General features: G+C 43.8%; 23 protein-coding genes and 1 CRISPR repeat array (1 of these 24 running past the window's edge). Of the genes, 17 read left to right on the forward strand and 6 right to left on the reverse strand.

The window, feature by feature from the left end; genetic code table 11:
• Positions 1-199: 199 nt before the first annotated feature.
• Genes PMG71_RS12250 through ndhC form a run of 3 tightly spaced genes read right to left on the reverse strand, consistent with a single transcriptional unit; the run spans position 200 to position 1,783 of the window.
• Positions 200-709, reverse strand: coding sequence for an NAD(P)H-quinone oxidoreductase subunit J (locus PMG71_RS12250; RefSeq protein ID WP_283753976.1), 510 nt, complete (start codon positions 707-709; stop codon positions 200-202).
• 1 nt (position 710) lies between these two features.
• A complete protein-coding gene (ndhK, locus tag PMG71_RS12255) occupies positions 711-1,430 on the reverse strand; it encodes a photosynthetic/respiratory NAD(P)H-quinone oxidoreductase subunit K (protein WP_347179270.1) in 720 nt (239 codons plus the stop codon).
• Positions 1,421-1,783 carry a photosynthetic/respiratory NAD(P)H-quinone oxidoreductase subunit C gene (ndhC, locus tag PMG71_RS12260; protein WP_271938464.1) on the reverse strand — a complete coding sequence of 121 codons (363 nt, stop codon included), beginning with the start codon at positions 1,781-1,783 and terminating at the stop codon, positions 1,421-1,423. The genes ndhK and ndhC overlap by 10 nt, the downstream gene beginning before the upstream one ends.
• 135 nt (positions 1,784-1,918) lie before the next feature.
• On the opposite strand from ndhC, the gene PMG71_RS12265 reads away from it, so the two are divergent.
• Both PMG71_RS12265 and PMG71_RS12270 read left to right on the forward strand, forming a co-directional pair.
• The gene (locus tag PMG71_RS12265) at positions 1,919-2,089 is read left to right on the forward strand and encodes a hypothetical protein (protein ID WP_283753978.1); all 171 of its coding nucleotides are present in this window, start codon (positions 1,919-1,921) and stop codon (positions 2,087-2,089) included.
• A 231-nt stretch (positions 2,090-2,320) separates the two neighbouring features.
• Positions 2,321-3,166 (forward strand): XDD3 family exosortase-dependent surface protein, encoded by an 846-nt coding sequence (locus PMG71_RS12270; RefSeq protein ID WP_283753979.1) that lies wholly within the window; start codon positions 2,321-2,323, stop codon positions 3,164-3,166.
• Positions 3,167-3,325: 159 nt separating this feature from the next.
• On the opposite strand, the gene PMG71_RS12275 is transcribed toward PMG71_RS12270, so the two are convergent.
• The 3 genes from PMG71_RS12275 to PMG71_RS12285 all read right to left on the reverse strand — a co-directional run bounded on the left by PMG71_RS12275 (position 3,326) and on the right by PMG71_RS12285 (position 5,703).
• Complete coding sequence (locus PMG71_RS12275) at positions 3,326-4,018, reverse strand: hypothetical protein (protein ID WP_283753980.1); 693 nt, start codon at positions 4,016-4,018, stop codon at positions 3,326-3,328.
• A 117-nt stretch (positions 4,019-4,135) separates the two neighbouring features.
• Entirely contained in the window at positions 4,136-4,771 is a 636-nt protein-coding gene (locus PMG71_RS12280) for a Uma2 family endonuclease (protein WP_283753981.1), read from the reverse strand.
• Between the two features lie 56 nt (positions 4,772-4,827).
• Positions 4,828-5,703 carry a helix-turn-helix transcriptional regulator gene (locus PMG71_RS12285; RefSeq protein ID WP_283753982.1) on the reverse strand — a complete coding sequence of 292 codons (876 nt, stop codon included), beginning with the start codon at positions 5,701-5,703 and terminating at the stop codon, positions 4,828-4,830.
• A gap of 84 nt (positions 5,704-5,787) precedes the next feature.
• Between PMG71_RS12285 and PMG71_RS12290 the strand changes: the two genes are divergently transcribed.
• The 15 genes from PMG71_RS12290 to cas2 all read left to right on the forward strand — a co-directional run bounded on the left by PMG71_RS12290 (position 5,788) and on the right by cas2 (position 19,600).
• A complete protein-coding gene (locus PMG71_RS12290) occupies positions 5,788-5,988 on the forward strand; it encodes a hypothetical protein (RefSeq protein ID WP_283753983.1) in 201 nt (66 codons plus the stop codon).
• 244 nt (positions 5,989-6,232) lie between these two features.
• On the forward strand, positions 6,233-6,412 hold the full coding sequence (locus PMG71_RS12295) for a hypothetical protein (protein ID WP_283753984.1): 180 nt from the start codon (positions 6,233-6,235) through the stop codon (positions 6,410-6,412).
• A 163-nt stretch (positions 6,413-6,575) separates the two neighbouring features.
• Positions 6,576-9,032 carry a hypothetical protein gene (locus PMG71_RS12300; protein WP_283753985.1) on the forward strand — a complete coding sequence of 819 codons (2,457 nt, stop codon included), beginning with the start codon at positions 6,576-6,578 and terminating at the stop codon, positions 9,030-9,032.
• Positions 9,033-9,034: 2 nt separating this feature from the next.
• Positions 9,035-9,904: a hypothetical protein gene (locus PMG71_RS12305; RefSeq protein WP_283753986.1), complete on the forward strand. Its 870-nt coding sequence runs from the start codon at positions 9,035-9,037 to the stop codon at positions 9,902-9,904.
• Positions 9,905-9,915: 11 nt separating this feature from the next.
• Complete coding sequence (locus tag PMG71_RS12310) at positions 9,916-10,752, forward strand: hypothetical protein (protein ID WP_283753987.1); 837 nt, start codon at positions 9,916-9,918, stop codon at positions 10,750-10,752.
• Positions 10,736-13,405, forward strand: coding sequence for a CRISPR-associated helicase Cas3' (gene cas3, locus PMG71_RS12315; RefSeq protein WP_283753988.1), 2,670 nt, complete (start codon positions 10,736-10,738; stop codon positions 13,403-13,405). Before PMG71_RS12310 ends, cas3 begins: the two co-directional genes overlap by 17 nt.
• 38 nt (positions 13,406-13,443) lie before the next feature.
• The gene (locus tag PMG71_RS12320; RefSeq protein WP_283753989.1) at positions 13,444-14,052 is read left to right on the forward strand and encodes a hypothetical protein; all 609 of its coding nucleotides are present in this window, start codon (positions 13,444-13,446) and stop codon (positions 14,050-14,052) included.
• A gap of 17 nt (positions 14,053-14,069) precedes the next feature.
• Positions 14,070-14,675 (forward strand): hypothetical protein, encoded by a 606-nt coding sequence (locus tag PMG71_RS12325; RefSeq protein ID WP_283753990.1) that lies wholly within the window; start codon positions 14,070-14,072, stop codon positions 14,673-14,675.
• Positions 14,676-14,682: 7 nt separating this feature from the next.
• Positions 14,683-15,309, forward strand: a complete 627-nt coding sequence (locus PMG71_RS12330; protein WP_283753991.1) for a hypothetical protein — start codon at positions 14,683-14,685, stop codon at positions 15,307-15,309.
• 113 nt (positions 15,310-15,422) lie between these two features.
• The gene (gene cas6, locus PMG71_RS12335; protein ID WP_283753992.1) at positions 15,423-16,232 is read left to right on the forward strand and encodes a CRISPR-associated endoribonuclease Cas6; all 810 of its coding nucleotides are present in this window, start codon (positions 15,423-15,425) and stop codon (positions 16,230-16,232) included.
• Between the two features lie 88 nt (positions 16,233-16,320).
• On the forward strand, positions 16,321-16,908 hold the full coding sequence (gene cas4 / locus PMG71_RS12340) for a CRISPR-associated protein Cas4 (RefSeq protein WP_283753993.1): 588 nt from the start codon (positions 16,321-16,323) through the stop codon (positions 16,906-16,908).
• A 297-nt stretch (positions 16,909-17,205) separates the two neighbouring features.
• The gene (gene cas1d / locus PMG71_RS12345; protein WP_283753994.1) at positions 17,206-18,207 is read left to right on the forward strand and encodes a type I-D CRISPR-associated endonuclease Cas1d; all 1,002 of its coding nucleotides are present in this window, start codon (positions 17,206-17,208) and stop codon (positions 18,205-18,207) included.
• Positions 18,208-18,523: 316 nt separating this feature from the next.
• Positions 18,524-18,769 (forward strand): AbrB/MazE/SpoVT family DNA-binding domain-containing protein, encoded by a 246-nt coding sequence (locus PMG71_RS12350; protein ID WP_283753995.1) that lies wholly within the window; start codon positions 18,524-18,526, stop codon positions 18,767-18,769.
• Positions 18,766-19,164, forward strand: coding sequence for a type II toxin-antitoxin system VapC family toxin (locus PMG71_RS12355; RefSeq protein WP_283753996.1), 399 nt, complete (start codon positions 18,766-18,768; stop codon positions 19,162-19,164). The genes PMG71_RS12350 and PMG71_RS12355 overlap by 4 nt, the downstream gene beginning before the upstream one ends.
• A gap of 163 nt (positions 19,165-19,327) precedes the next feature.
• On the forward strand, positions 19,328-19,600 hold the full coding sequence (gene cas2 / locus PMG71_RS12360; RefSeq protein WP_283753997.1) for a CRISPR-associated endonuclease Cas2: 273 nt from the start codon (positions 19,328-19,330) through the stop codon (positions 19,598-19,600).
• Positions 19,601-19,828: 228 nt separating this feature from the next.
• Positions 19,829-21,449: a CRISPR direct-repeat array (repeat unit 37 nt; unit sequence GTTGAAATCAACATAAATCCCTATTAGGGATTGAAAC); it runs 761 nt beyond the window's last position.

The following is a 21,449-nucleotide window of genomic DNA, read 5'->3' on the forward strand; positions in this document are numbered from 1 at the left end:
TCATATCAAGTCCGGTTTCCGCAAGCGGACATGAAAATTTGTTAAGAAGCGGGCAAGATGCCCGCACTCCTCGAATTCTTTGATATGACTGGAGTGGGAGCATCTTGCTCCCTGGATTTTTAATTAGGGTATTTAAGCGAACTTGATATCACAGCAGTAGGGGCGAAAAACCTTTCGCCCCTACCAGATACAACACCCATTAATACGCATCTTGCAATTCGTAGAAATCGGGGGAAATATAATCCTTCCGCAGGGGCCAACCCACCCAGTCTTCAGGCATCAGTAGGCGCTTCAGATTGGGATGACCTTCATAGACAATCCCGTACATATCATAGGATTCTCGTTCTTGGAAATCCGCCGCTTTCCAAATCCAATAGACCGAAGGCACTTTCGGGTTATCGCGAGGCACATAGACCTTTAAGCGCACCTCTTCCGGTTCAACCACATCATCATCCACTTTCAGTAAATGATAGAAACTGACTAATGCTTGACCGGGGCCTTCATCATACGCGCCTTGGCATTGGAGATAATTAAAGCCATAGGCATAAAGAGCCGAAGCAATGGGTAGGAGAACTTGGGGTTCTACCTTAATCAATTCTACCGAAGAGCGATCGCGCCCTAAAAACTCATGGGAAAACCCATTCTCACCCAACCAGCTCGAAACCGGCCCAGCAGTTTCCTGTGCTAACTCTTGATTTTCTTCAGCCACCCTAAACTTCCTCCTGTTTTTCACCTTCTAACGCTGCGGGAATCGGCATTCCATAGGCTTCTGCCAACGCTTTCGGGGGAGCTTGTCGTGTTTCTGACTGGAGATACTGCCCGGTCAAAATCGGCTCAACCACCTTCATCTTGTGGCTCACCTGATAATAGCGATGGGTTTGGAGGATTTTGCGACGTTCCTGAATCGTTTCATTGGCAATCTTTTTGCGTAACTTAATAATCGCATCAATAATTGCCTCCGGTCGGGGAGGACAACCGGGAATATAGACATCTACTGGAATCAACTTATCTACACCGCGCACCGCAGAAGGGGAATCCATACTGAACATCCCCCCAGTGATGGTACAAGCGCCCATGGCAATCACATACTTGGGTTCTGGCATTTGCTCATACAAGCGCACCAAAGCCGGAGCATACTTCATGGTGATGGTTCCGGCGGTAATCAGCAAATCTGCTTGTCTGGGACTCGACCGGGGAACCAAACCAAAGCGGTCAAAATCGAACCGGGAACCAATCAGGGCCGCAAACTCGATAAAGCAGCAGGCTGTACCATAGAGAAGGGGCCACAGTGAAGAGAGTTTTGCCCAGTTATACAAGTCTTCTACCGTGGTCAGAACTACGTTTTCTGACAGTTCGTTAGTGACTTGGGGGCGTTCAACGGGATTAATCAGATTTTGTGTCATATCTGTTTTACTCGAACTTACGACCATTCCAATGCTCCTTTTCTCCAAGCGTAGACCAAGCCCACCACCAGGATGGCGATGAAAATTAAGGCTTCGATAAAGGCTAACAGGCCTAACTTGCTAAAGGCTACTGCCCAAGGATAGAGAAACACGGTTTCTACATCAAAAATAACGAAGACGAGGGCGAACATATAGTAGCGAATGTTGAATTGAATCCACGCCCCTCCCACCGGTTCAACGGCGGATTCGTAAGTGGTGCGACATTCTGGGCCAACGCCTTTGGGACGCAGGATATAGGAAGCGCCCAGAGCCAACACGGGGACTGAGCTGCATAGCAGCAAAAAGCCTAAGAAGTATTCGTAACCGCTAAGAACAAACACAATGGGTTATTTAATGACGAAGGAGAACAAAAATACTGTGAACATTCTGACATAGTTCCGGCCCTTTCGGTGATGGATCGGGGATAGGCGCTTGCCCTAAGTGGTTTCTGGGAGACGATCGCCAGAGGTATAGGAATGGTATATGGTGATGATATGTCGGGGCGATCGCCAACCGACCAATCCGCCATCTCCATCTCAGTGAATTTGCTAGAACCTTTGCTAGATGGCTATTTTAGCCTGATTTTTTGCGTAAAAACCCCCAGGGAGTCTAGGGTTGTTGCTGGGCTTCTCGGCGATTTATGGTAATTATAGAGAGTTCTTACAGTAATTCTGCCCTTTTTTGCTCAAAAGGATCGCTCAAACCTGCTTTATATTCGGTTACTTTTACGAGTTTTTCACAAATTTTATGGGTTTTATAAAGAGTGTGTGAAAATCCGGAATGTCCTCTTGTGCCGGTGTAGACAGCCCCCTTAATGTGGTGAATAACAACAAAACCACAGCCGAGACACTGAATCGGTTAATAAGGAGCAGATAATCATGAAACTAGGGTACTTAACGAATGCGATCGCCACAACCACCACCATCGGTTTACTCAGTCTAACCGCCACAGCCGCCCATGCCGGAACCCTCCACAATGGTTGGAACTATGCCATTGACTCCTTCAATGATGGCTACAACGCAGGCACGATTGGTGCAAATAGCCAGTATGAAATGTATGGGATTGCTATTCAAGAAACGGCAGAGACTGTTTCTGTAGCGATTAACTCTAATGCACCTCTGGGTGGATGGGCTTCTGGGGGAGCGACTAATAATAATATTGCCTTTGGCGATCTGTTTTTCAACTTTGGAACGGGTGATTTAGCCTCATCCCAAGGAAAGCTCTTTGCTGTTCATTTTGATAGCAATGGCGATAATGGATTAGATCTGGGAGTCTATAGCAATGTAGAGGGTAAAAAAGTCGGTGGCAGCAACAATGGCTTTACCAGCTTACAAAAGAATGCCAATAAGGTTAGCAATAAAAATGGCACAGCAAATCTGGCAGATTTAGCTCAAAATGATCCCTACTTCAATGACCAACCCATCAATGCGATCAAGAGCGGCACAAAAATCGGCGATATTGACTTACTAGAAGCCAATCAACTCGCGGGTCTGGATTTTGGCAACTTTAATGCCACGGGTAACTACACCTTTGGATTTAGCTTCGATCGCAGCTTATTACCGAGCGGTGACTTTTTGGCTCATCTGTTCTTTGAATGCGCTAATGATGGTATGGCCATTGAAGGCAATTTCGAGGAGCCTCCTGTTTCTACTCCCGAACCCAGTTCTATGCTGGCTTTGGCTCTGCTCGGTGGCACATTTGCCCTGAAACGCCGGTTTAGTTAAAATCATTTCCCAGAATAAAACCTAGCCCATAATGGGCGGAAATGAGCAAAGCAGCAAGAGAGAAAAGACAAAGACGGCGATCGGTGGATGAATTCACAATCAATATCCATTAATCCTGAGAATGATTGTAAATGCCCAGGGCCGATCGCCTATTTTTCTTTACCAGCTTCCAGTGCGGCTGGAAATTCTTAAATCGGATTGCAACCGTAACTCTAGATCGGTATTGGGATTGATGACAAATACATCGGTTTTTCCTTTTCCTAGAAATACCCCAGTTAGCGCTCCTAAACCTGCACCTCCTAAAACTTCCTCTGTGGCGATCGCCCGATCGCCAGTTACTCCCGCTAAAATGGTGGCTGCACCTGCACCAATGGCTGCACCCCTGAGAATTGAAGCGGCTCGCGATCTGCCCATACGCTCGGTTTCGGTAAATGTGCGCGAAACGGCATCTAAGGGCAAACGAGAACCATTAACCAGAATCAACTCCTGCGCTACAAAGCGAGTCCCTACGGTATTCCCGGCGATCGGTTGTAAGGCTCCTTTCACTTGAGATCCCTTGGGAATTAATAACTGCCCTTGACGAGAGGTAATATTGTCAGGAATGGTTAATACTAATTCAAAGGTTTCATCGGGGGCAATTACTACTGTCTCGGCGCGATCGTAAACTACGGGCAGTAATACCCCCTCTGGAATCACTACATCATTGGCATCTGGGAACAACTGACTCACTAAAAGGGGGGTTTGGGCAATCACGGGAAGTCCACCTGCTGAAAAACTCACCATCGAGAGACTCGCCAAACTCAGCCCTAAACCGATCTGATACTGTAGTGATTTTCCTCTAAAACTTGTCATAATTCCCATCATCCTTTACTCAACAGTATCTCCTCCATGACCGATCGCCCTTTTCTCAAGTTCCAGCGTACTCTGATTCAGCTTCGATGACTCTACAGCCCCCCTGCTAAACATCTCTTACTTTTCTGTAATGGATTGACGCAGTTCTCGTAGGGCAATACCAGTTCCTTTTTCTGCTGCTGCTTTCAGGACGTTTTCGATTAGCTCGAATAGGTTGATTTCTGGAAAATAGATGCTGGTATTTTGCTGTTGATAACGGTCTCCTTGGAGAGCATAAATCTTCAAGCCGCTTTTTTTGAAAATCCAAACTTCGGGGACTCGATAGGCTGCATAATCTTCAGCTTTGGTGTAGGTGCTGACATCAATTTCGATGACTAAATCGGGTGGGGGTTCGGTTTGCCAGTTGATGCGGTCTTTGCCGACGGCGGCTTGCCAGTTGGTGATATAAAAGCAGTAGTCTGGCTCAATTCCTCGCTCTTCGGGAATGTCCATGGTAACGGGGGTGAAGGCTTCATAGTTGCGAGTGTCGCGATCGAGTAATACCTTAACAATATCTGCAAGGATGTTAGCTTCGCGTCCATGACGGGGTAGGGGACTCATAAGCAGAATTTCACCATGGGAAAATTTGATTCGGGGAATTGATTGATCGCCACGACTATCTCGCAGAGCGCAATAGTCTTGCCAGGTTCCAGGCATGTTGATTACGGTTCCTGGGGGGAGTTGGACTTTTTCGCGGGAAACAATGGCGTACATGGGGGTTATCCTAGGGGGTTAAGTGTGATTATATCAAGCAAGAAGGTTTGAGAGGATTAGGGGCGATCGCCGTTTTCTGCGATACCAATGCCATATTGCTGACATTGCGCTCGCAGTTCTTGGATGTAGCGATCGCGCAGATTCTGCGGTGCGATAATCTCACAGTCTTCACCATAGCGCCGCACTTCCCGCAATAACCAGAAAGGATTGGAGATTTGCCGCACAACCTGTCTGACCTCTCCAATGGTTAGATCTTGGATTTCATCTCCTTTGGGTTGATAGGCTCTGACCATTCCTCCATAAAAGTGTAAGTACACTTCCAGGGTTTGTAAACCTTCCGGCCGCCAATCCCCTGGAGTATCTTCAATAGACTGAATACGATTGAAACGCAAACAACGATTGTGGATCAGTTCGGGGAACTCTGTATTGATCAGATCTTCGGTCTCATCGCACCAAATCTCCAGGTAGGAGCGCTTTTCATGAAAGGAGACTTGAGCATATCGCACGGTAAAGATGAGCCTGCTGTTTTGAGCATTTTCGTACCATAGGCGAAAGGGTTGCTGGCGATCGATATAGCGATCGACCTGAATACGCCATGCTTGACTGAGTTGTTTGTCGAGTTGCTCAAAGGATTGTCTTAGGGGTGGGGTTAGATTTCCATGTTTGAGCAACAGATCCAGGATTGTCCGAGCTTCTCCAATGTAGCCCTCATCATCCAGGAGATTGAGCGCTTGACGCAAGGCCTGGACTTGACTGCTGTTGAGGGTAAAGAGTTTCTGGGTTGCTGGTGCTTGTTCGGCGATCGCCACCAGCAAACCGGAGATACTGGGTTTCGTTCCCCAGAGGATGTCAAGGCGAGCCGCGATCGCCTCCAGCTTTGCCTTCGTTCCTGGCGGGATTGACAGTGTAATCGTTTCTTTTTTCCGAGTCATTTAAGTTTGTATTTGCACTTTTGCGATTTCTATGCCATACTGCTAATTGTATGTGAAAACCTTTGGAACTTAAAGGAAAGACCTATGAGCGAAACGTTAACAGAGCGTCTCTTGCATCTGATGTCTGATGGTAAATGGCACTCCACCCAGGAACTCGTAGACAAAATCAGCCATCGCTTCTCAGCCACCATGCATAGCTTGAAGCAACGCGGGTATCAGTTCGATAAGCGACATCTGGAAAAGAATCAGTATGAATATCGGCTGCAAATAAACCTATACAAATAACAAAGCCAGAGACAGGCTCTGGCTTTCAATCCCTCAGTGCGGTATTAGTATAAAATGCTGTTCAACAGCTACACTTACTATGTTTTCAATCCCTTTTCATTAGGTATTGGGATAATCCTACTGTTTCGAGAATATTTTGTCAAGTTTTCATAGCTAAACTTTCTATGGACTATAATTGTTAGAGTAAACAAAAGCCACTGGACTTACGCCAGCAGCACACATTAATTTCTAACTCCATTGTAGCATGGCTAAGTTTCGTGTGGCTTCTATAAAAAGGAGAAACACAATGAGCGATCCAGAGGATATCCAACAGGCCATTAACCAACTCTTAGACAAAATTCAGGAGCTACAAGAGCAGCCTGTCCAGGACTCTAATGGTGAGATTATTCCGTACTATCAATGGGAGATAACGAGCCAGGAATAATTGACTTCTAAACCTATCTGGCAAGTTGATCCAAGCTAATGCACTGGATACTTGCCAGATAAATTCAGGAAAAAGGCTCTTCCAGTGGCTTGTAGAATCGTAAGTGTGATGAGGGAGAGACGATGAGCAGCTTATCGAGCAGCAATCAAGCTGAGTATTAATCATGATGAGTTCTACCAACAGAATCCAAATTTTAACCAGTGCATTACTGGCAGAAGTGATACCCGATCGCCAGAGCTTGATTTCTGCACTAGCGGGTTATCCAGAGGCGATCGCCATTGCCAAAAGCTTTGACGATCCGAGACTGATACGACAACTGAGTTTGGCGCGATCGCACAATATTGATATATCTATTGACTTAGAAGTTCAGAAAACCCAGATTAGCTACCAGGGAAATCAAATCGGCGAACTCAAACTCTTATTTAAATCATCTCTTCCCGGAGAGTTACAGGCTAGACTAGCTATTGAAAGTGCGATCGATCGCTTCCTTGAATACTTGCAGAAAGTACACAAAATTGTCACCTTACAAGAGAGCGATCGCCACGTTCAAGTCTTTATTCCTCATTCAGTCAATTTCCAGCTAACCAGTCTATGGCAAGACTTCATCAACCAAGTCGCCTTTTCTGAGTATGGATTGACAAAATATAAATTATCTGGCTTAGTACAAACTTTTATTTCCATGCTCAACTCAGTCACCCTATCAGGACGCGGGTTTAGTACCTTAGATGTACCCATCCTAAATCAAGGACAAGTTAATATCATTGCTGCTTGGTACTTAGCCGTCGTTCGAGAAGTTCAAAACAGACAACACCAACGGCAACTAGCTATTAATCAACTAGAGCAAGCGCTCGATCAAGATAACATAACAGAGAAAGAAATTCAATCCAAAGCCAAAGAGCTTAAGGACAAACAGGCAATGCAGGATAAAGAACACAACAAATATTTATCCTACTTTGAGAAATCTTTTAAAAAGACGCTAGATTTTCACCGAGAGACTTATCAAGAGCTTGCCGCTATAGAGTCTGAACTCTCTGAGACAGGGTTAAAGGCTAATGAAATCAAGAAACTTAAGACTAAACAAACAAGACTTCAGTCTAAACTGACATTCTCCCGGTCATCAGTCGAACAAAAAAATAGTTTGTGGCAACAATCACAAGGCAATCCATTTCAATTTATTCAACTGGATCGACAACAGAATCCCAATAAATTCAGCCCAATAGCAACTATTTCTAAAAAGTTTACCAAGATAGCCACCGATCAAATTAACTCAACTCGTGGGGATATTTTTACCCAGTGTATTTCAGAAATGTATCGCTTATTGGAGACCAATCCAGAAGACTTTGATCCGATACCCCCACCTCTTTTAACCGAGGAACCCAAGCTACCCAAAATGCGATCGCCTGGTGATGATAGTAAAGCATTTTGTTACTCTTGTGGTATCGATCTCAATCCCAAAACAGCCAAATGGCAAGTCTTGCGATTTATGTTTGAGAGTCCCTCACAGCGTCGTCAATCATCATCAGGTGAAGGTAGACCTCACATTTGTACTTCCTGTGCTGCATTAGCATTTGCTTCCCCCCTCAAAGTCACCGATCAAAGCATTATTTTGCGTATTGAGCCTGCGGATAATCACTCGCAATCTCAGTTTAACCTCAAAGAGTATCTGAGAATGTTAGCCAATAAAGAAATGCATATGACGGCAGGACGTTACCTTTTATTGGCTTCCGATAAGACTAACCGAGGTGATTTAGCTGCTCAAAAACTAGGTCAAGTTCAGTATGCATTGGCTAAAGTCAGCTCTCTTTTTCCCATTCAAGTCTTATCAGATTTCCATTTTTCATTGATCGCACAAGGCAGTCAAACCATTATTCTCGAAAATAGACATTTGGTTTTTATTTCTGGATTAATGAATTGCTACAGTCAAGCGATTATCAACGCAGGCAAAGAAATTAATCTAAAATTAGGAGATGCTGTTCGCTATGTCCAACAAGACCTACCCTATTTGGCCAATTACACCATTGCCAAGATTGCCAACATCTCTAATTCTTTTGAATTGGAGAACGTTTATGCGCTATATGGCCAGACTATCCAAAATAATTTGAAATTGAATGGAGAATCTATGAACTCAGATACACCTCTTTCCAGAAGAGCGAGACTCTATCAAGACGTAGCAGCCTTGACCGGTTTAACTCTTGCCTTTGCAAGCTCATTAGAGCATACAGCCAAAAAAACAATGGATAAAAGCGATGTTGAACGTGAAGTTAGTAAGCTCATTGAAAAAGTTGATGATGCCACTGCTTTTGCCTATTATGCAACCCTGGGAGTAGAAACTAGCGTTCAAGCCAGATTGTGGTCTAATCCAGATAATTACTTTATCTATGAACAAACGGCTGATTTATTATCTCAGCTTGGTCAAACCGACCGAGAACAGAGTGAATCAGGCAAAAAATGGCTACAGCTTTATGCTGATGACATCACAAAAGCTTATGCTTATTTTGCCCAGAAAAAAGATTATTCTCAAGAGAAAGATTGGAAAGAGTTAACCTATCAGCTTCAGTTATCTTTATATACTCGTTTTCCTGAATTAGTTAGAAAAGCCAAAACCCAAGGAGGTAAATAAACATGGCGACTGGACTACCTGAAGACAAAAACAATCCCCGTTTGCATTTTGATATCTATGCCATTCTCGAAGGATCGCAAGAACTCTATCTCGGACATGAAGTACAAGTGAACATCAACCTAGTAGAAATGGTTAAACTCACAACCAAAGAGGGTTCATCGATTGAAAAGTGTTATATTTCACCGACCAAACGCCGAGGAGTTGAGCGCCGTTGTCTGATTTGGGCCCCTGTAAAAAGTGGGGTTCTGCTGGGTGATAAACTTGAATGTGGAATTCCTGGAACTTGTGCCAAACCTGACTGTCCAATTTGTGCGCCTTATGGCGGTTTAATTGCTGGTAAGAAAACCTTAATTGGTCGAGTGACTCATGGTGGTGGAGTTGCTGTTCAAAACCTTTATCCAGTAGACAAGCAACGTGCCATGCATCCATCTCGATTGGTCAATCAGAAGGATGAAACCCCCATTCCGTTCAAGCGAGAATATAATCAACCTGGCATTCTTTATCCAGTCTCTAATCACGGGTTAAGTATCACGGACTTAGAATTTGCCTCCGTTGCCTACGCATTTTTGGATGCTCTCCCTCGCATTGGTTCCGGAAATCCCAAAGGAATCGCGATCGCCGAAAATGACGATCGTATGCCTCTCCTGGTTGTAGATCGCTACTTAGTCCCACGAGGTAAACGTCCTGTCATTTCCCCTTCAATTGTCGATCCACAGGTAGCCATTGAAGAATTTGTTCGACTAGCCAGAACTCCTGAGACAAATAGCGATCGTATTGAACTCAATCATTTTGAGCGTTGGATTGGAGATGCTGCCTTAGAAAAATTGCAGGATTATTCTAGCCAATTTGTTGATACTGTTTTGCAAGCATAATTGATATTATTATGTACTGCGTTCAACTCACCATTCAACCTACGGCAGCAATGACATTTCGCATTCTGCCAGGGTCAATTTTGAATATAGCTACTTATCCCTTTGCACCTCCCACAACAGTTTCTGGTTATCTGCGAAGGTTAGGGATGCTCAGTGTTGGATTAGGAATCCCTGAAACCCGTGTCAACACTGATAATCCCCCCATTTATGCCCTTCCCCCTCGATATATTTCTTTAGGAGCCTATCCAGAAAACAATGCGTTAAGAGGAGTTCATCAAACCTATCGCAAAGGGATGCGTGAATTCAACCATGATGACTTTTCCAAGCTTTATTCTCAGGGTAATACAGCCAATTTCCAACTTCATACTTGGGAATATTTGATTACAGAACAACTGGTTTCTTATGTTCTATCTGATTCTGAACAGGATTTAGAAGACATCCAAGATCTGCAATCCTATGGTTGTAAGTTTGGCAAAGAAGGATTTGCGTTTGTCAGGGAAGTTTCAGATATTTTACCCCTAACTCAAGAAAGGATTTCTGCCCATCCCTCTACCCTTGTCCCCATGGATGATTTATTACAAACTGGAGAATTTATCCATGGCTGCGATATTTATAATCTGTATCGCTATAACTGGGATGTTAGAGCTGACAACCAATCCCATTCAGAAGGATTTTTAGACGATCGCCCCACAGATATTGATGGCTTTCTACCCTTTGTTGGCGCTTATTTTCCTCAACAAACCCATACACCCCCAACATTAGATTATTACACCGATCGCGAAACCATTTTCATTCCCACTTCTCTAGTACAGTTGCTCAAAGGTGCAAATCATGCCGAAACGTTATAACTTTGGACGCTTATTCTTCCCAGCAGAACTCACACCGATCCCCTCAGAGGTACGATTTCAGCCATTAGGGAATCATGTCGGCAACGTCATCAGGCTCGTGCAATTATGGAAAGATGACAATTTATACGCTCCAGGATGGCGCGATCGCGTTCTAGAAGCTGCTAAAGTCCATGATATGGGTAAACCCCAGCACTTTGAAATCAAATCAGAAACCGATAAAAATGGTAAGTTTGAAAAATATATTTATTCATTCAAAGGTCATCGATTTAGTGCTAAAAGTAAAGACTTCTGGGCCCAAACCCTTGCCATTGGTCATCATGATTTCTCAGTCCAATATATTACTCGCGATGCTTATGAGCTAAGAAAAAATCAAAAATATGCTGATCTCCTCACTCAAGATCCCCTCGCTTATGCTCGCGAACTCTATATCTTAGAAATGTGCGACCAAATTGAAGCCGAGTTAGCTTGTCGAGTGCTTGATGATGAAAAACAAGCTGAATCTCGCGCATTTATGGAGTTTACAGTAACTCCACAAGATCGGACAACTTATTTACTCGATCCTTGGCCATTTTCCGAACCTTCAGTTTCATTAACCTTCAGGTATTGGTCGGTTAATCCCCAAGAGATTGATGCAAAGAAAGAATTACAAGATTGTGTAGAAGGTAAAAAGAATAAACAGCCATCTTACTTAGGTAAAACCTTAGATAACTTGATTAAGGAATGGTGGAAAAATTTGGATACTGCTCCAAAACAAGCTGAACCCGTCACTATTACCATCAAACCTCATCCATCTAATGAGCAATCAAAAGATTGGACAGCACAAGAGTTTTACCAACAGATTGCCAACTTTTCACCCAACCCGATGCAATCTGAAGTATTTGAGGCTCTTTATGACCCAGAACAAACCAAACATCCTGCTATTTTACTCCAGTCTCCTACGGGAACCGGTAAAATGGAAGCCGTCCTTTTTCCCGCGCTCGCATCTGGCCATCGATTAATTTTACCATTGCCAGCCCGAAGTTTACTCGACGACCAAAAAGGAAGAATCGAGAAGTATATAAAGGAGTTTTCTGAAAATAATCCTGGTCGAGAGTTTGCTTTAGTCATTGATACCGGTTCTCAGATGTATCGATGGGTTTACAAAGATGGTGAAGAACTTCCTACGCGAACGACTAACCCGCGTCGTCACTTGTACAAAGGTGATATAATTCTCACAACACTCGACAAGTTTTTATATCGTTACTTTGCATTTGGAGATAGCCAAAAATCATTTATTTTTCCCTTGAGAATTCATGAATCAATCATCGATCGCAAGAAAACATTGATCTGTTTTGATGAGGCTCACAGTTATGATGATGTTGCTTTTACTAATTTTCATAGCTTGGTGAGATCCTTGTATGAAGCGGGGCGATCGCTAGTGTTAATGACTGCAACCATGCCTCAGGAGTTAATTGAATCTTTTGATTACTTGGACGTAATAGATTATCGCCACACGGCAGATCAAGCACATCCTAGAAGTTTAGAATGGTTTAAGCATATTAAATGCTTTGAGCAAATAGATGAAGAGCAGAAAAACTATGAAGATTTTCAGAATCAATTTTCCGATCTTGTTGTTCAACAATGGCAACAGAGAAAGAACGGCCGTATTTTAGCCGTTGTACAAACGGTGCGTGATGCTGCTGCTATCTATACGAAACTCAAAGAGCAGATTAACTCAAATCCCAATTCTTCAGAGCGCTTTCTGTTTCTGTATCATGGACGAATCGCCGATCGCAATAGACCAGAGATATACCGAGAGATTAAGGAGAGGGATGAAAGTAATAAACCTTACATTCTCGTGACAACCAGTGCGATCGAAGTTGGATGTGATCTCAATGCTGAAATTTTAGTCACTCAAATTTGTCCACCTGAAAATCTAATTCAAAGAGTTGGACGTTGTAATCGTCGAGGTGATGTTCTAGATGCAAAAGTTCTGATTGTTGGAGATTTGATTCCTGATTTTGCGAATACACTAAATGAGCAAGCCTGGCAAAACTATCAAACAATCTTGGAACATTTGACTAGGTTTGATCCCGAAAAAATAGCTGCCTTTATTGTTCGCGATCGCCAAGTGGATGATTATCGAGTCATTGAGCTATTTTCAACCCTTCATAACTATGTTTATCAAGCGGATTTAGTCTCTCAGAATAATCATGAGAAAGGTCTGATTATAACTCGCAGTTGGACTCCATCGGCAACCTTAGTTTATGATGATGGCACTCATGGGGATGAAATCAAAGAAATGCCTAAAATTAGTGTCCCTATCGATCGCCTCATTCAAAAAAATGATAATTCTTACGCTAACACTTATGCTTATGAGGAATTTTATGATAAACAAGAGACCCGATGGAAGTCTCGCGAGCTAGGATGGGGATGTGCCTATCAAAAAAATATTGTCGTTAAAATTAGTAAAAGTCATGATGGGGCTGGTCTGTTTGAAGGAAAACCAGAGTATGTATATGATTCTGAGTTGGGATTTATAGAGTTACCTGGTGTTTTTATTAAAATTAAATCTAAAGATTTTGAGGAGAAACTGCTATACGAACATACAGATAGTTATCCGAAAAAATCCTCGATTCTTACTTATAATAGAAGTTTAGAGAATGACAATTAATTCTAAAAACCTCAAACTCAAGTGAGATCGCTGAAATCATGAAAATTCTAGATCCAGAAATATCTTACACCTTTAGCCAGCTCTCTTCCTTGAGAATTGAAGCGAAAGATTTGGCTCATCAGTTGGGTTATGGGTTTAAGCGAGAATGGTTAAACTTGTCCCAATATGAAGGTGAACTCGATCGCGCAGAACAAACGCGATCGCGCATTGAGGAAGCTTTACCCTATGTTAGCTTATCGACAGAAACCGCACGGCGAGAGGTTCTCATCGCTCCCATTCTCTTAGATGTAGTATATTATACTCAATCTGAGCTAAAAATTGAATATCCGATTAAAGTCACAGAGCAACTACAGGGTTCTTTAGATTATTTACTTGAAGGGAAAGATCGCCTGCTCATTGTCGAAGCCAAAAAAGAGGACTTAGATTACGGTTTCACTCAACTGGTGGCTGAACTGGTTGCTCTCGATCAATGGGAAAAAAGTACGGATCAAGATCGCTTTGTAGGAGCTATAACAACAGGGAAAATATGGGAATTTGCCACCCTAGACCGAACGGCTAAAACCATTCAGCAAGGATTAAATTCTTATCGAGTTCCTGAAGATATCGAAACCCTATTACGAATTTTAGTTTTCACTCTCATTTCCTAAATTAAAATCATAAAATCATGTCAACTTTAGAACCCAATCAATCTTACACTTTTAGCCAAATCTTCAGTCTGAATATTGCTCCCGAAGATTTAGCAGAAGAATTGGGTTATTCCTTAGAACGATCGCGCCTAGATCTCCCGCAATACTCAGGGGAACTCAATCTTCTCGAACAAACGCGATCGCGCATCGAGCGAGTTTTACCCCATGTCAGCTTAATCACGGAAACCTCCCGTCGAGAAGTCCTGATTTCCCAAGTTGTTTTAGACTTAGTTCAGTATACCCAAGCGTCCTTACGCATTGAATATCCACTCAAAGTTGACCAACTGCAAGGCATCCTGGATTATTTTCTCAGAACTGAAAGTCAGTTATTAGTCATCGAAGCCAAAAAAGAAGATTTAACCTATGGCTTCACACAACTGGTGGCGGAAATGATTGCTCTCGATCGCTGGGAAAAGACCCCCAACCAGCCGATCTTGATCGGTGCGGTTACCACAGGTTTCATCTGGAAGTTTGGACGCTTAGATCGGGAGCAAAAACACTTCCAGGAAGGGTTAGACAGTTATCGCGTTCTGGAAGATCTAGAACCGCTCTTACGCATTCTCATTCACACTCTTATTCACTAATTTTACCATGGCTTACAGTAACTTCACTACCCTGGAAAGCGTGCAAACCCATCTCGATCTGCAACTGGAAGAGGATCGAAACTTGTTTACTGATATTCCAGAAATTACGCCTTCTGGCTATCTCCAGCAAACTTTAGACGAATACTTGCCCCTAGCGACGGCGATCAATACGGAAAAAGCGCGGTCAGAATTCTTAATTGCCCCCATTTTAGCTGAAGTTCGTCGCCAAATTAAGGCTCAAATTAGTCTATTTTCGGGGACAGAATTCGATGTAGATAAAGACCGAGGACTTTCCGGTTACTGCGACTATATCCTCAGTTGCTCCCCCGAACAATATTTTATCCGCACGCCCATCATTACCATTGTTGAAGCCAAAAATGAAAACATCAAAGGGGGACTGGGACAATGTATCGCGACTATGGTTGCGGCTCAACTGTTTAACCAACAACATAATCAACCTTTACCCGCTATTTATGGCGCTGTTTCTACGGGAACTGTTTGGAAATTTATCATGCTCAAAAATAACCTGGCTTCCATCGATCGCCTAGAATACTACATCAACCAGATCGACAAAATCCTCGGCATCCTCCTCCATCCCATCCAAACCTACCTCAGCAACCACTTGCCCGAATAAAGATCCCCCCTAGCCCCCCTTAAAAAAGGGGGGAATTAAGAAAGTCCCTCTTTTTAAGGGGGATTTAGGGGGATCGAAACGTACCGCAGTCAAAGTTTTAATTTTTAATTGACATGCCCTACAGCCTCGTTCTCAACCTCACTCCCCTCTCCCCCATTCCCCTCGGATACCTGAGCGGACGGCATTTACACGCACTATTTCTTAGCTTGGTTAGCTCTGTGGATCGCACTCTCGGCGATCGCCTCCACGACTCCCAAGCCGATAAACCTTTCACCCTCTCACCCCTACAAACCCGTCGCCACTTCAAAACCCTACAGTGTGAACATCAACACGCTATCCCGGCTGAAACCGGCTGCTGGTGGCGGATCTCCCTGCTCGATGATGCGCTCTTTGGAGAACTTACCCAACTGTGGCTCCATCTCAACCGGGATAAACCTTGGCATTTAGGCCCTGCGGATCTGATTATTACCAGTATCCTCGCCACTCCCCAGTCTACTCATCCCTGGGCGAACTCCTGTTCCTATGCCGAACTCTACGAGAAAGCCTCAGAGCGCGATAATAGCTTTCGCTTCTGTATTGCTACCCCCATGGCCTTCCGCCAAGGCAAATATGATACGGCGCTGCCCAGTGGCGATCGCCTCTTTGCCAGTTTGCGCCAACGGTGGAACAAGTATAGCGGTATTGAGATTCCCGAACTGGCTCTAGATACCGTATTTCCCAGTTTTTTCGATATCGAAACGGCGATCGTTGCCGATAAACGCAGTAAATTTATTGGCTCCATTGGCGAAATTACCTTTCGATTTCTCGGCGATGCCACCCCTACCACTCTCAAACACCTGAACACCCTCGCTAACTATGCCCTCTACTGCGGAATTGGACGCAAAACCACCATGGGAATGGGCATGGCAAGACGGATCAATTAAAAATTAAAAATTTTCATGTCGGCGACAGCCGAAAAAATTAAAAATTGATTTCACTGTACTCATTACCAGCGCCAAATGTTGTATTCCTATGAACACCGAAGTTCCTATTTCTGCCCTCAATCAATATGCTTATTGTCCCCATCGCTGTTGGCGGATGTTTTGTACTGGAGAATTTGAAGATAATGCCTATACGATTGAAGGAACAACACTCCACGATCGCGTCCACACCCTCAGTCAAGAGATGCGCGATGATACCTGGCAAGTTCGATCGATTTGGCTCAAATCAGAGCAGTATAACTTGATTGGAAAATCGGATTTAATTGAAGCGCAAAATGGCCAACTTTATCCCGTTGAGTATAAGCGAGGCAAAGTTGGAGACTATGAAAATGATGCCCTGCAAGTCTGCGCTCAAGCCCTGTGTCTGGAAGAAATGACTGGCACTGCGGTGACTGAAGGCTTTGTCTATTATGCCCAATCTCACCAACGGCATCCTGTGAGCATTGATGATACTTTGCGGCAAGGGGCGATCGCCACCATCCAAGCCATTCAAAAACTCTTTTCAGGAGACCTCATACCCCCACCCAAATATAGCCCCAAATGCCGTGGATGTAGCCTCTACACCGCCTGTTTGCCCCAAGCCACTAAAAAACTCAAAACCTATCAAGAAGCGAGTTGACAGCGCTTCGCGCAGTCTAGAGCATTTTCCCCTCATCCCAAGATCCCCCCAACCCCCCTTAAAAAGGGGGGGAGTAAAAGTCCCCCTTTTCAAGTCTTATCAATCTCATATGATCGCGACTGGTCGGGGCTTAAAAAGGGGGGCAGTAAAAGTCCCCCTTTTCAAGGGGGATTTAGGGGGATCGAAACGTAGGGCATAAAGCGCGAACACTGCTGTAAGTCCCTCTCCCGTGGGAGAGAGATTTAGGGAGAGGACATCCCCACCTCAAACCCACATAAACAAATCGGAGAAAAAACAATGGGAACCCTTTATGTAACTCAAGACAACGCCTTTATCGGTAAAGTAGATGAACGCATTCATGTCAAAGTAGAAAAACAAAAAATCCTCGATGTTCCCCTGATTAAAGTGGATGGAGTCGTCGCTTTTGGAGCTGTCAACTTTTCCCCGGCTCTGCTGCAAGAACTCCTCGACCGTCGCATCGCCTTTACCTTCCTCACTCCCACTGGAAAATATCGGGGCTGTTTAGAACCAGAACTGAGAAAAAACATCTTTCTGCGCCAACATCAATGGGCCGCTGATGGCAACACGCCCCAAGCCATTCATGTGGTGCAAGCCTTTGTGCGGGGGAAACTGAAAAACTACCGCACCAGCTTACAGCGCAGGGGGCGACGAGCGGACATTGATCTGAGCGAAGAGATTGAACAGTTGAAAGGTATTATAGGGGCGATCTCCACCACCGAGGCAATCAACTCCCTGCGCGGACTCGAAGGAGCCGGAAGTGCCACCTACTTCCGCAGCTTCAACCAACTCATCCAAAACCCAGATTTCACCTTCACTACCCGCAACCGCCGTCCCCCTACCGACCCTGTGAACTCCTTACTCAGTCTCGGTTACGCTCTCCTGCGCCACGACATTCAAAGCGCCGTAAATATTGTCGGTTTCGACCCCTACCTCGGCTATCTCCATGTCAAACACTATGGCCGTCCTGCCCTTGCTCTCGACCTGATGGAAGAATTTCGTCCCTTAGTTGTCGATAGTATGGTTCTCGAAGCCCTTAACCGTAAAGTCCTCAACCCCAGCGACTTCATCCAACAACCCATCAGTAAGGAAACTTCCCTTACTCCTGAAGCGCTGAAAACTTTTTTGCGCTGTTATCAAGAGAAAAAACAGTCCTCTTTCAAACACCCGGTGATGAAAACCCAATGCACCTACCAAGAGGCTTTTGAAATTCAAGCTCGTCTCCTGGGTAAATACCTGATGGGCGAAACGGAACAATATCCTCCCCTAGTCCTGCAATAACTCTACCCTACCGATTGGGTTAAATCGGATGAGTTGGAAAACGACTAGAAACCCGGTTTTCAAGAAACCGGGTTTCTGAACACCCTACCAATTGGGTTAAAACCGTTGGTACAGTCCTTGAGGGATAATTGGCTCTAGAGCAACTTGTCAGCGTGCAGGTTAATAGGGAAATGATATTACAATGTCGAGTGTGGAAAGCTATTAGAGTAGGCGACAGGGCATGAGCCAACTGGCGACCAGCCCAGATCAATGGTTAATTGTTTCGACTGTCACCGACATGAAAATTATGAATTGTTCATTGATATAAGATCCAATTATGGCACTGACTCAAATTACTCCTTCTGGGGAAATTGTTCTACCTCCAGAAATTATCAACTGGTTGCAACTCAAACCCGGTGACTCCATCTATATTGCCATTTCTCCCGATGGTAAAGTGTATTTAGAACCGGCTAAAATTGATGTTCGCACCTTATCGGGTATCCTCTATCAAGAAGGGCGCAAACCGGTTTCGTTAGAAGAGATGGATAGGGCAATCTCAGATTGTGCAGGAGAGTCAGTTTGAAGGGATTAGATACTAACGTTATTGTGCGTTTTTTAGTCCGAGATGATGAACGGCAATGGCAGATTGCCAATCAGTATATTGAGCAAGCATTACAAGAAAATGAACCCTGCTTGATTAATAACATTGTGCTGTGTGAAGTCGCTTGGGTTTTACGCAGTCGCTATAAAGTCAACCGAGAAACCCTGATTACAACCCTAGAAAATCTTATCAACGCTAATCTTTTTGTTTTTGAAAATCGAGAAGCTATCGCATGGTCAATTCAACAAATGAAGCTAGGAAATGCTGATTTTTCTGACTATCTGATTACCCGTATTAATCAATTATCTGGTTGCCATGAAACTGCTTCATTTGATGTAAAACTGGGTCAGTCGGAAGGAGTCAAGCTACTTGATTAACGGAACAATATCCTCCCCTAGTCCTGCAATAACTTCACCCTACCGATTGGGTTAAATCGGATGAGTTGGAAAACGACTAGAAACCCGGTTTCTTGAAAACCGGGTTTCTGAACACCCTACCAATTGGGTTAAAACAGATAGTTTAAATGCAATCATCCCACCTATGTTTATCGTCATCAGTTACGACATCCCGGAAGACAAGCGCCGCACCCGCATCCACAAGATTCTCAAATCCTACGGCCAATGGATGCAATATTCGGTCTTCGAGTGCGATCTTACGCCTACTCAGTACGCCAAACTGCGCCAGCGACTGAGTAAGGTGATTAAACCGGACACGGATAGCATTCGGTTTTACTTCCTCTGCGCCTGTTGCCAAGGTAAAGTAGAACGTATCGGTGGCGAAATGCCCCGCGACGAGTCCATCTTTTTCGCCTAAAATCCGACGCTAGGGGGGTGTGAAAATCGCCCTTGAGTCCAAAATCGCTGTATCGCTTACTCAGTCTGCCTTACAGCGATTTTAATTTTAAAGGTAGCGTCGGACTATACGGGGCAAGGGTTTCAGCGATTTGGACTTGCTTTTTAGTCTCTGGTGAGCTATGATTAGGGGTGTGCGTCGGAAATGTACCTTGAAAACCAAATATCGTAAGGGTCTCAGCAGCCAGCAGTTGAAATCAACATAAATCCCTATTAGGGATTGAAACACTATGGCCCGTTGGAGCATCCTCAAATCACTTTTGCCTGGTTGAAATCAACATAAATCCCTATTAGGGATTGAAACAAATTTGATAGGATTACGATCACAAGCCCTAAGTTGAAATCAACATAAATCCCTATTAGGGATTGAAACAGGAATCAAAATAGGTTTTCATCCCCTCCTTCTTGCGTTGAAATCAACATAAATCCCTATTAGGGATTGAAACACCCTTCTCCATGGACTTCTGCATCTCTCTGTTGGGTTGAAATCAACATAAATCCCTATTAGGGATTGAAACACAAATAGAGGAAGTGTTGAAGAGCATAGCAATTGGTTGAAATCAACATAAATCCCTATTAGGGATTGAAACTCATGGGGTTGGCTTGTGCTTAGGGTGTTTTGGTGTTGAAATCAACATAAATCCCTATTAGGGATTGAAACTCGCTCGCACTGTGGTCAACATCTTGAGTGAGCAGGTTGAAATCAACATAAATCCCTATTAGGGATTGAAACGGGCAATAGGAGAAATCATGAAGCTTAAAAAATGGCATAGTTGAAATCAACATAAATCCCTATTAGGGATTGAAACACCAGGCGCGGAATACGCAAGCGGAAATGAGTGCTAAAGCAGAAAGTTGAAATCAACATAAATCCCTATTAGGGATTGAAACGGTAGCGATACTGCTGTAGGTGGAGAGGCGAATCGTGCGTTGAAATCAACATAAATCCCTATTAGGGATTGAAACCAGCTATTATGCACCTATCCGTAGTGCTTCCCGGTTGAAATCAACATAAATCCCTATTAGGGATTGAAACTCTTGCTCATGGATGCTGGCTAATTCTAGTTGCCAAGTTGAAATCAACATAAATCCCTATTAGGGATTGAAACACGAGCGTTAGGAAGGTCTGCCTTTTTAATCCACACGTTGAAATCAACATAAATCCCTATTAGGGATTGAAACGAGCTGCATCAGGTTAGTGGATCGACCGTGCCATGCGTTGAAATCAACATAAATCCCTATTAGGGATTGAAACGTACAGAGGGTGTTGGCGATCGCCTCTATCTCGCGGGTTGAAATCAACATAAATCCCTATTAGGGATTGAAACCGTAATAGAAGAATGGGAACTTGAATACCCTATGGAGTTGAAATCAACATAAATCCCTATTAGGGATTGAAACAAGGAGAACGAGGTAGAGTATGCCCGCCCGATTGTTGAAATCAACATAAATCCCTATTAGGGATTGAAACTTTTAAGGTACAAGGTCAGACAGGAATCGAGACGGGAGTTGAAATCAACATAAATCCCTATTAGGGATTGAAACTTTCTTAGCATGAGTGCTATCATTGTATCATGTTGAAATCAACATAAATCCCTATTAGGGATTGAAACATTTAATTTTGGATAATATCGAAGAAGTGATGGATCTGTTGAAATCAACATAAATCCCTATTAGGGATTGAAACTGCTCGTTAATGGTAATGGTGAATTTTTCCGAGTTGTTGAAATCAACATAAATCCCTATTAGGGATTGAAACGGGCATAAAGGTAAAAGCCATAATCAAGCCAATAGAAGTTGAAATCAACATA

The sequence above is a fragment of the Roseofilum acuticapitatum BLCC-M154 genome, from assembly GCF_030068475.1.
GTDB classification, from domain to species: Bacteria; Cyanobacteriota; Cyanobacteriia; order Cyanobacteriales; family Desertifilaceae; genus Roseofilum; species Roseofilum acuticapitatum.